This window comes from Yoonia sp. (genome assembly GCF_042093035.1).
In the GTDB taxonomy this organism is placed as follows: domain Bacteria; phylum Pseudomonadota; class Alphaproteobacteria; order Rhodobacterales; family Rhodobacteraceae; genus Yoonia.
In genome coordinates this window covers 1-9,497 of sequence record NZ_JBELFI010000100.1, presented here as the reverse complement: position 1 = coordinate 9,497, position 9,497 = coordinate 1, and the positions used below count along the sequence as shown (strand labels likewise).

Below are 9,497 nucleotides of genomic sequence, written 5' to 3'. Positions count from 1 at the left end.
GGTCGAGAACATATTGGTGTAGACAAAGTCCAGAAGTGCGGCGGCATCTGGCCCCTGAATATCGATCTTGCCAAGCGTCGAGACATCACAGACTCCGACCGCGTTGCGCACATAGCCGACTTCGCGGTCGCATGACTGCCGCCAATGGGTCTCATCCTTTTGCGGGAAATAGCTGGGGCGGTACCACAGTCCGGCCTCGATCATCGGCGCGGCGCGGGCGATGCTGGCCTTATGCGATGTGGTGAAACGCTCCGGCGCAAAGCCCTTCCCTTGGCTACCCGCCCCCATTGCCGCAATCGCGACCGGCACATATGGCGGACGAAAGGTCGTTGTTCCGGTTTCAGGAATACCGCGTCCAGTCGCATCCGCCAGCACCGCAAGGGCCACGACATTCGACGATTTCCCCTGATCCGGGGCCATGCCTTGAGTGGTATAGCGCTTCATATGTTCGACAGAGCGGAAGTTCTCCTGCGCGGCAAGTCGGATATCCTTCACATGCACGTCGTTTTGAAAATCGATCCACTTGCGGCCCTTGCCTGCAACCATCCAAAGTGGCGAAATCGCATATTCGGTGTCGTCGGCAACGGGCAGGACCACCTTCGCCTTGAAACCCAGATCGGACACCAGATGGGCGGCCGCATCGGCACCCTCTTGCAGGCAGCCAGCCGTGGAAAACACGCCGTTGCAAGCCCCTGCTGCAACCATGCCCGGTATGCTGTCCGGGGTTGGCACGAAGGATGCAATATCGTTGCGCCACTGCGGGCGCCCGTTCATATGGCAGGTCAGATGCACCGTCGGGTTCCAACCGCCTGAGATCGCGAGACAATCGGTGCGCAAAACACGGGTGCCACCGGACTGCCTGATCGTTATGCTTACAAGCGCGTGCCGACCTTTTGTTGCGATCACCTCGGCCCCGGTAAAGACGGGGAAATCACCTGCGATTTTCGCATCGTCGCGACTGTCGATCACAGCGGCGACTTTCACACCCGCCGCAGTCAAATCCCGCGCGGTGCGATGGGCATCATCATTGTTGCCAAAGATCGCAACAGCCTTGCCGGGGGCGACACCCCAGCGATTGACATAGGAGCGCACGGCGCTCGCCATCATGATGCCGGGACGGTCGTTGTCGGCAAAGGCGACCGGGCGTTCCAAGGCACCGGCACAAAGGATCGCGCGTTTGGCCACGATCCGCCAGAAACATTCCAGCGGTTTGCCATCAGCCCGCGGCCCGGCCAAACGCTCCAGCCCGCCATATGTGCCCTGATCGTATGCGCCGGTGATCGTCGTGCGGGTCATCAAGCGGACATTGTCCATCGCAGAAAGCTCAGCGCGGGCGTGTGCAACCCATTCGGCGCCAGGCATATCGTCAATCTGTTCTCGCTCACGCAGCAGCCGCCCGCCCAAGGCGGTATCTTCATCGGCGAGGATAACGTCGGCACCTGCACGGCCCGCCGTCAAAGCGGCCATCAATCCCGTTGGTCCTGCGCCAATCACAAGGAGATCGCAAAACGCGAAGGCCTTTTCATATGTATCGGGGTTCGTTTCACCACTTAACGCGCCCAATCCCGCAGCGCGGCGGATCACGGGCTCATAGAGCTTTTCCCAAAAGCTGCGCGGCCACATAAAAGTTTTGTAGTAGAACCCGGCGGCCAAGAAAGGCGACAACAGATCATTCACCGCCAATGCATCATAGCGCAGCGATGGCCAGGCATTCTGGCTGGACACCTCCAACCCCTCGAACACCTCCAATGTCGTGGCACGGACATTCGGTTCAGCCTGCGCACCACGGCCAACGGTGACCAGAGCATTCTGCTCTTCCGAGCCCGCAGACATGACACCACGCGGGCGATGATACTTGAAAGAGCGGGCCATCAGCTTGATGCCATTGGCCAGCAACGCCGCCGCCACTGGCTCTCCCGGCACAGCTTGCAAACGCCGGCCATCAAAGGTGAATGTCACCGTCTTTTCAGGGACTTGGAGCCTCATGATTTCACCTTTTCCGCAAGCGTTGTACTATGCACCGCATGGGTCACCGTGTTGCGATCAACCACCAGCCACGCACGGCAACCGGCCTCGTGAAACCAAAGATCTCGCACCTCGCCTGCGCTGTTGTCGCGGTTATGCAGATAGTCGTCCCATGCCACGAGACCCGCATCCTCGCCCGGGCGATCCAAGGCCAATGCATCACCTTGATAATAGAACTCGCGCCGGTCGCGCTCACCACAATTTGGGCAATTTATGCGCATGTCATGCTCTCTTCATCTTGGCAGAAAAACTCAATTCCAACGCCCGCTCCTAGTGCAAGTTATGCTGAGAACCTGTGCCCTCTTCATCCATCAAGCCTTCGCCTGTTCGGAAGCGATCCAGCAGGAACTTTGAAGCCGGTTCATGGTGATTTCCTGTGGCCATCAAATGCGCGAAACTGAACCCTGACCCCGGCACGGCCTTGAAGCCACCGTAACACCAGCCGCAATCAATAAAGAGCCCTTTCGTCGGGGTTTTATCAATGATGGGCGATCCATCCGGTGTCATATCCATGATCCCGCCCCATGATCGCAGTACCTTCGCTTTGCCTATCATCGGCATCAGGGTCATTGCGGCATCCATCACATGCTCTTTCATCGGCAGGTTCCCCCGCGCGGCATACGAGGCATAAAAATCAATGTCGCCGCCAAAGACCAAACCACCTTTGTCCGATTGGCTGATATAAAAATGTCCCATCCCAAAACTAACCACATGGTCGATAACCGGCTTTAGACCCTCAGTCACAAAGGCCTGCAAAACATGGCTTTCGATCGGCAAACGCATCCCCGCCATCGCGGCCACCTGACCAGAGCGGCCCGCGACCACGATCCCAACCTTCATGGCCTTGATCGCCCCGCGCGTCGTTTGCACGCCCTTGACCACTCCGTCTTCAATATCAATGCCAGTGACTTCACAGTTCTGGATGATGTCCACGCCCCGTTGATCGGCCCCGCGCTCATAGCCCCACGCCACTGCATCGTGGCGCGCAGAGCCGCCACGTGGATGAAAAAGCCCGCCATAGATCGGAAAACGCACGTTGTCGAAATCCAGATAGGGCAAGTGTTCACGCACGCCTTCGCGATCCAAGAGGATCGCATCGTCCCCTTGGTTAATCATCGCATTGCCACGCCGCGCAAAAGCGTCGCGCTGCCCATCGGAGTGGAACAGGTTTATTAAGCCGCGCTGCGAATGCATGACGTTGTAGTTGAGATCCTGCTCCATCGTTTCCCACATCTTAAGTGAGTGGGAATAGAACTCTGAATTGCCGGGCAGGAAGTAGTTGGCGCGCACGATCGTGGTGTTCCGCCCTACATTGCCGCCGCCGATATAGCCTTTTTCAAGCACTGCGATATTGGTCATGCCGTGCTCTTTGGCTAGGTAGAATGCCGTCGAAAGCCCATGCCCGCCCCCGCCGATGATGATCGCATCATAGGCGGCCTTTGGCTCCGGATCGCGCCAGACCGGTTTCCATCCTTTTTGGCCAAAAAGCCCTTCTTTGATGACCCGAAAACCGGAATAGCCCATGTCGATCCCTCATTGACGCGCGCCAACCCTAGCAACGCAATGATTGGGATGCATCGCCTCTTTTCGACAAAGCGTGTCGTTTTCTCGACCTATTGTGAAAAGGAATGCCGCTCTGCGCCAATGCAGAATGCGATTAGCTGCCATCGCGACGCGCCAGTAAAACCGCGACTTGTTCGGCCATGAATCGCGATTGGCCTGCCGCCGTCACGCCCCCCACGCCTACACGCCGCCCCATGCGCCACCACAGCCCCGGTACCCATGCACGCGGATTTTTCTTTTTCATAACAAGGGTGAACCCGTTTGAAGGTTTCAGCGCAAACGCCCCGCGTTGCACCGAAACCACATCATCAAGCCGCGCCAGGATCGCGCCGGAGCTATCGCGCAATTCATCTTCGGTCAGCGTAATCTGCATCGTCGTCGCGCGTCGTAGCCTTTCTGCCAGCCACAGCATCGACACGCCAAACACCAGCATGAAGACCATCCATTGCAGCGCCGGCGGATAGGCCAGCGTGGTGTAAATCACCAACGCTCCGAGCGCGAAAAGTACACCGTACCCAAACAACCGCCGCCCCTGAGAGGCCCCGACTGTCGCATAAATTTCGTCTTTGTCTGGCTGAAACATCCTGACCTTCCATTGGCTTTTGGCCCGCTTACCTGAACACTGCCAGTTTGCCTAGGCGGTGACCGCTTTGCGCACCAGGCCCCAATACATCGTCTCGATCTCTGTGATGCTCAAGCGCCCGTCGCGCCGGTACCAATCATGCAATCCGGTGAGCAGCCCGATCAATGCCATCGTGGTCACACGCGTATCTGCCACGGCAAAATCGCCCTGGGCTTCCCCTTCAGCGAGGATCGCTTCCAAAATCCCTTCGTATTGGCGGCGCAACGCTTCAATCTGTGCAAAATTTTCGGGGCTAAGGTTGCGCAACTCCATGTACGACACGAAAACAGCGTCGGCGCGTGGCAGGTGAAATCGGATATGAAATCGTGTGAAATCTTCCAGCCGCGCCATTGGCGTATCATGCTGCGGTAAATCCCTGGCTGCTGCAAGAAGTGCGACCATATGCGCGTGCATCAGATCGAACAGCAATGTCTGCTTGTCTGCCGTATAGTTGTAGAGCGCGCCCACCTGCACGCCCACCTGAGCCGCTATCTGGCGCATCGAAACCGCCGCGTAGCCGTGCTGGGCAATCAGGCGCAGCGCTGTCGCACGCACCTTCGGCCCGGTAATATCTGCATATGCGCCCTGTTTGCGTGCCATTTTCGCATTTAACTGAACATCCGTTCATTTGGAAAGCCCCGATCAGCGGTTTCACTCTGTGATGGGTGCCGATATGGTTCAGGCTATGCGCATGATCTTCCTGACCCTTCTGCTTCTGGCCGCTTGCAACAACTTTCCGCAGCTAGAAGATACGCTGGACGCGGACGCGCGTGACGCGCCATATCCAAGGCTCACGCCCGTGCCAGCGGAACCCACCCCTCGCGCTGATGGTGATGCGTTATATGCCGCGCGGATTGCAGCACTTCAGGCACGGGCCGCTGATATACGCCGGTCGGACATCGCTGCATTGCAGTAGCGCGCGGCTTTCGCTAGAGCTTGCAAGACAAAAACGACACGATGGATCCAAAGACGATGACAACACCTTTGCGCCTGGGAATTGCGGGACTTGGCACCGTGGGTGTGGGCATCGTGCGGATTGTGCAAAAACACGCCGCCTTGCTGGAACAACGTGCCGGACGCCCTGTCCAAATCGTTGCAGTGTCGGCACGCTCCAAAACCAAAAATCGCGACGTTGATCTGTCTGACTACACCTGGGAAGACGATCCGGTGGCATTGGCCAAGCGCGGAGATATTGACGTTTTCATCGAAGTGATGGGCGGCCACGAAGGCCCCGCCAAAGATGCAACAGAAGCGGCAATCGCCAGCGGCAAGGATGTGGTCAGTGCCAATAAAGCTTTGCTCGCCATTCATGGTCAAGCCATTGCGGAAGCGGCGGAAAATGCCGGCCGCGTTGTGCGTTTCGAGGCGGCGGTCGCGGGTGGTATTCCGGTCGTAAAATCCCTCACTGAGGGCCTCGCCGGGAACGAAATCACCCGCGTCATGGGTGTCATGAACGGTAGCTGCAACTATATCCTGACCCGGATGGAGGACGCCGGTCTGAGCTATGAGGCGGTCTTTGATGAAGCCAATCAGCTCGGTTTTCTGGAGGCCAACCCTGAGCTGGATGTCGGCGGGATTGATGCGGCACATAAGCTTGCGCTGCTGGCTGCCATTGCCTTTGGCACGCAGGTTGATTTTGACGCGGTCGAACTTGAAGGTATCGGATCGGTCACGATTGAAGACATCCGTCAGGCGGCCGATATGGGCTATAAGATCAAACTGCTCGGCGTTGCGCAAATGACCGGACGCGGGCTTGAGCAGCGCATGTCGCCGTGTCTGGTGCCGGATACATCGCCATTAGGCCAGCTTGCGGGCGGCACGAATATGGTCGTGCTGGAAGGCGACGCCGTCAGCCAAATCGTTTTGCGCGGGCCCGGCGCGGGCGAAGGCCCGACGGCCAGTGCGGTCATGGGTGACGTGATGGATATCGCGCGCGGAACGCGCATATCGACCTTTGGACAGGCCGCCAAGACTTTGCGAAAGACCCGTGCCGCGCGCGCCGCAGTCGCCGCACCTTACTATTTGCGGATGCAACTGATGGACAAACCCGGCGCACTTGCAAAAGTGGCCCGCGCTTTGGGTGAGGCCGGCATTTCCATCGACCGGATGCGCCAATACGGGCATGATGACACCGCAGCCCCGGTTTTGATCGTGACCCATAAGACCACCCGGACCGCCTTGGACGGCGCCTTGACTGAGTTCAAATCAACGGGCGTTGTCACCGGAGACCCTGTCGCGATCCGTATCGAAGCGGTTTGAAGCCCTGCCTTTAGCGCAAACAGGCTTGTGGCCGAGGCGCTGAACGGTTTTAGGGTAGTCGCAAGCTAATAAAGGACCGCCCGATGCCCAAGACACCTGACTTCAACGATCGCAATCTCTCTTTGGGCTTGGCCCGCGTGTCGGAGGCGGCCGCGATTGCCTGTACGCCTTTGATCGGGCGCGGCGATGAAAAGGCGGCGGATCAGGCGGCAGTAGATGCCATGCGCACCCAGTTGAACAAGCTTGATATCGCAGGCGTCGTAGTTATCGGCGAAGGCGAGCGCGATGAAGCACCGATGCTGTTCATCGGCGAAGAAGTCGGCACTGGCCAAGGGCCCGGTGTGGATATCGCGCTTGATCCGCTGGAAGGCACCACACTGACGGCCAAGGATATGCCAAATGCTCTGGCGGTGATCGCGATGGGGCCGCGTGGCTCCATGCTGCACGCGCCCGATGTTTATATGGACAAGCTCGCCGTTGGTCCCGGCCTGCGTCCCGGTGTGGTGACGCTGGATATGTCCCCTTCGGAGCGGGTCTCTGCGCTTGCTGCAGCAAAGGGGTGTTCAACCAATGACATCACCGTCTGCGTTCTGGAACGGCCGCGCCACGAAGACATGATCGCGGAACTCCGCAGCACCGGTGCGGCGATCCGGCTGATTACGGACGGCGATGTGGCGGGCGTTATGCACGCCGCAGAACCGATACAGACCGGGATTGACATGTATATGGGGTCCGGGGGTGCGCCGGAGGGTGTGCTGGCGGCGGCGGCGCTGAAATGCATGGGCGGGCAGATTTTCGGGCGCTTGATGTTTCGCAATGATGATGAACGCGGGCGAGCGACGAAAGCGGGCATCACCAATTTCGATCGCGTTTATACTCGCGATGACATGGTCACAGGCGATGTGATTTTTGCCGCCACGGGTGTGACGGATGGATCACTGGTTCCGGGGATCAAACGCGAAGTCGGTTTTGTGACCGCTGAGACGATCTTGATGCGTTCCAAGACGGGTTCTGTGCGCCGGATGATCTACCGTAATCCTGTGTCTTGAGGGCCGATGCCTCCGGCGGGAGTTTTTTTTGGGCAAGATGATAAGGTAGCCGTGGTCAACGGCATCCATCGCGCATATTGTGGTCTGTGATGAACACACCACCAGATACACACGCATTTTTGCATGTTACGGCCTCGGCAACAGGCCGCCGTTGGGTTGGCCCCACAGACGAGGAAGACCGTCTTGCAGAGGCGCTTGCGCAGGATACCGGCTTGCATCCAGCACTCTGCCATGTGCTTGTTCGCAGCGGTGTGTCTGCGCAAGACGCGCCTGCGTATCTCGCGCCGACCCTGCGCGAGCTTCTGCCGGATCCGCGTAGTCTGCGCGACATGGACAAGGCAACGGCGCGGTTTTTGCAGGCGGTTGAGCGTAAGGAGCGCGTTGCCGTTTTCGCTGACTATGATGTCGATGGCGGCAGCTCTGCGGCGCTGTTACTGACATGGCTGCGCGAGATGGGTGGGCGGGCGACGCTTTACGTTCCGGACCGGATCGACGAAGGGTATGGGCCAAATGAAGCTGCGATGGCGGGTTTGGCCCAGGATCATGACCTGATAATTTGCGTTGACTGCGGCACGCTCTCGCATGGGCCGATTGCTGCGGCGAAGGGTGCTGATGTGATCGTCCTTGACCATCATCTGGGCGGCGAAACCTTGCCTGATGCTGTTGCGATTGTGAACCCGAACCGGCAGGATGAATCTGGCGCTTTGGCCCATCTTTGTGCTGCCGGGGTCGTGTTCTTGATGCTTGTGGATGCCAACCGGGCGTTGCGCGAAGCAGGTCACACAGGGCCTGATTTAATTGCGATGCTTGATCTTGTGGGGCTTGCGACCGTCGCGGATGTCGCCCCGCTGATCGGTGTGAACCGCGCATTTGTACGCCAAGGCCTGTCGGTTATGGCCCGTCGTCATCGCGTGGGATTGACCGCTTTGGCGGATATTGCGGGGCTCGATCAGGCGCCCACCAGCTATCATCTGGGGTTTCTGCTGGGGCCGCGTGTCAATGCTGGCGGTCGCATCGGCAAGGCGAACTTGGGCGCGCGGCTGCTGTCGACCGATGACCGTCATGAGGCGGAATCGATCGCGGCAAAGCTCGACCAGCTCAATACCGAACGCCGCGAAGTGGAAGCAGACGTGCGCGATCAAGCAATGGTGCAGGCAACTGCGCGGGGTCTTGCCGGGCCGCTCGTCTGGGCCGCCGGTGAGGGTTGGCATCCGGGCGTTGTGGGGATTGTGGCCGCGCGCCTGAAGGAGACCACAAATCGCCCTGCCATCGTGATCGGGTTGGATGGCGATGAGGGGAAGGGTTCTGGCCGGTCGGTCACGGGGATCGATCTGGGTGCCGTTATTCAGCGCGCCACGGCGGAGGGGCTGTTGCTAAAAGGGGGAGGGCACAAGATGGCCGCGGGTCTTTCGTTGGCGCGCGATCAGCTTGAACCTGCGATGGCGCGGATTGGCGCATTGCTCGCCAAACAAGGGGCGGATCAGATTGGACCTGCGGACCTGAAGATCACCGGGCTCTTGATGCCGGGGGCTGCATCAATTGCGCTTGTCAATCAGATCGAAGACGCCGGGCCGTTTGGTGCCGGCGCCCCCGCGCCCCGCTTTGCTTTCCCCGATTGCCAGATCCATTTTGCCAAGCAAGTTGGTGCAAATCATCTGAAAATTACCTTCGGTGACGGTTTGAGTGGCCGGATTGATGCAATCAGTTTTGGCGCGATGGATGGCCCAATCGGGCCGATGCTGACAGGGCACAATGGAGCGCGCTTTCACCTGGTTGGTCGTCTGGAAATCAACACTTGGCAGGGGCGGCAATCGGTACAATTGCGTTTGGAAGACGCGGCCCCGGCCCACTAAGACAAAGCCGGAAAAAAGCACAAAAAGCCTCTTGCGCGGCTCGCACAGTTTCCCTAAAAGCGGCCCACCAACTGCGGTCCCTTCGTCTATCGGTTAGGACGCCAGGTTTTCAACCTGGAAAGAGGG

Annotated in this window: 9 protein-coding genes; 4 read left to right on the top strand and 5 right to left on the bottom strand. The window is 58.9% G+C overall.

What is annotated here, in order from left to right:
* The 5 genes from ACFDSS_RS11630 to ACFDSS_RS11610 form a co-directional block, all read right to left on the bottom strand.
* Nucleotides 1-1,986, bottom strand: a 1,986-nt coding sequence (locus ACFDSS_RS11630; protein ID WP_375255908.1) for a 2Fe-2S iron-sulfur cluster-binding protein, incomplete at its 3' end; no start/stop codon positions are given.
* The gene (locus ACFDSS_RS11625; RefSeq protein WP_375255907.1) at nucleotides 1,983-2,246 is read right to left on the bottom strand and encodes a sarcosine oxidase subunit delta; all 264 of its coding nucleotides are present in this window, start codon (nucleotides 2,244-2,246) and stop codon (nucleotides 1,983-1,985) included. The genes ACFDSS_RS11630 and ACFDSS_RS11625, both read right to left, overlap by 4 nt.
* Nucleotides 2,247-2,295: 49 nt before the next feature.
* Nucleotides 2,296-3,549: a sarcosine oxidase subunit beta family protein gene (locus ACFDSS_RS11620; RefSeq protein WP_375255906.1), complete on the bottom strand. Its 1,254-nt coding sequence runs from the start codon at nucleotides 3,547-3,549 to the stop codon at nucleotides 2,296-2,298.
* Nucleotides 3,550-3,682: 133 nt separating this feature from the next.
* A complete protein-coding gene (locus ACFDSS_RS11615) occupies nucleotides 3,683-4,171 on the bottom strand; it encodes a hypothetical protein (RefSeq protein ID WP_375255905.1) in 489 nt (162 codons plus the stop codon).
* 51 nt (nucleotides 4,172-4,222) lie between these two features.
* A complete protein-coding gene (locus tag ACFDSS_RS11610; protein WP_375255904.1) occupies nucleotides 4,223-4,810 on the bottom strand; it encodes a TetR/AcrR family transcriptional regulator in 588 nt (195 codons plus the stop codon).
* A gap of 28 nt (nucleotides 4,811-4,838) precedes the next feature.
* Between ACFDSS_RS11610 and ACFDSS_RS11605 the strand changes: the two genes are divergently transcribed.
* The 4 genes from ACFDSS_RS11605 to recJ all read left to right on the top strand — a co-directional run bounded on the left by ACFDSS_RS11605 (nucleotide 4,839) and on the right by recJ (nucleotide 9,371).
* The gene (locus tag ACFDSS_RS11605) at nucleotides 4,839-5,126 is read left to right on the top strand and encodes a hypothetical protein (protein WP_375255903.1); all 288 of its coding nucleotides are present in this window, start codon (nucleotides 4,839-4,841) and stop codon (nucleotides 5,124-5,126) included.
* A gap of 56 nt (nucleotides 5,127-5,182) precedes the next feature.
* Nucleotides 5,183-6,469 carry a homoserine dehydrogenase gene (locus tag ACFDSS_RS11600; protein WP_375255902.1) on the top strand — a complete coding sequence of 429 codons (1,287 nt, stop codon included), beginning with the start codon at nucleotides 5,183-5,185 and terminating at the stop codon, nucleotides 6,467-6,469.
* An 83-nt stretch (nucleotides 6,470-6,552) separates the two neighbouring features.
* Complete coding sequence (gene glpX / locus ACFDSS_RS11595; RefSeq protein WP_375255901.1) at nucleotides 6,553-7,518, top strand: class II fructose-bisphosphatase; 966 nt, start codon at nucleotides 6,553-6,555, stop codon at nucleotides 7,516-7,518.
* A gap of 89 nt (nucleotides 7,519-7,607) precedes the next feature.
* Nucleotides 7,608-9,371 (top strand): single-stranded-DNA-specific exonuclease RecJ, encoded by a 1,764-nt coding sequence (gene recJ, locus ACFDSS_RS11590; protein WP_375255900.1) that lies wholly within the window; start codon nucleotides 7,608-7,610, stop codon nucleotides 9,369-9,371.
* Nucleotides 9,372-9,497 lie beyond the last annotated feature (126 nt).

What these genes read in the sequence shown, in the direction of transcription:
- ACFDSS_RS11625 (WP_375255907.1), bottom strand. Translation starts at nt 2,246, where the DNA reads ATGCGCATAAATTGCCCAAATTGTGGTGAGCGCGACCGGCGCGAGTTC.
- ACFDSS_RS11620 (WP_375255906.1), bottom strand. Translation starts at nt 3,549, where the DNA reads ATGGGCTATTCCGGTTTTCGGGTCATCAAAGAAGGGCTTTTTGGCCAA.
- ACFDSS_RS11615 (WP_375255905.1), bottom strand. Translation starts at nt 4,171, where the DNA reads ATGTTTCAGCCAGACAAAGACGAAATTTATGCGACAGTCGGGGCCTCT.
- ACFDSS_RS11610 (WP_375255904.1), bottom strand. Translation starts at nt 4,810, where the DNA reads ATGGCACGCAAACAGGGCGCATATGCAGATATTACCGGGCCGAAGGTG.
- ACFDSS_RS11600 (WP_375255902.1), top strand. Translation starts at nt 5,183, where the DNA reads ATGACAACACCTTTGCGCCTGGGAATTGCGGGACTTGGCACCGTGGGT.
- glpX (WP_375255901.1), top strand. Translation starts at nt 6,553, where the DNA reads ATGCCCAAGACACCTGACTTCAACGATCGCAATCTCTCTTTGGGCTTG.
- recJ (WP_375255900.1), top strand. Translation starts at nt 7,608, where the DNA reads ATGAACACACCACCAGATACACACGCATTTTTGCATGTTACGGCCTCG.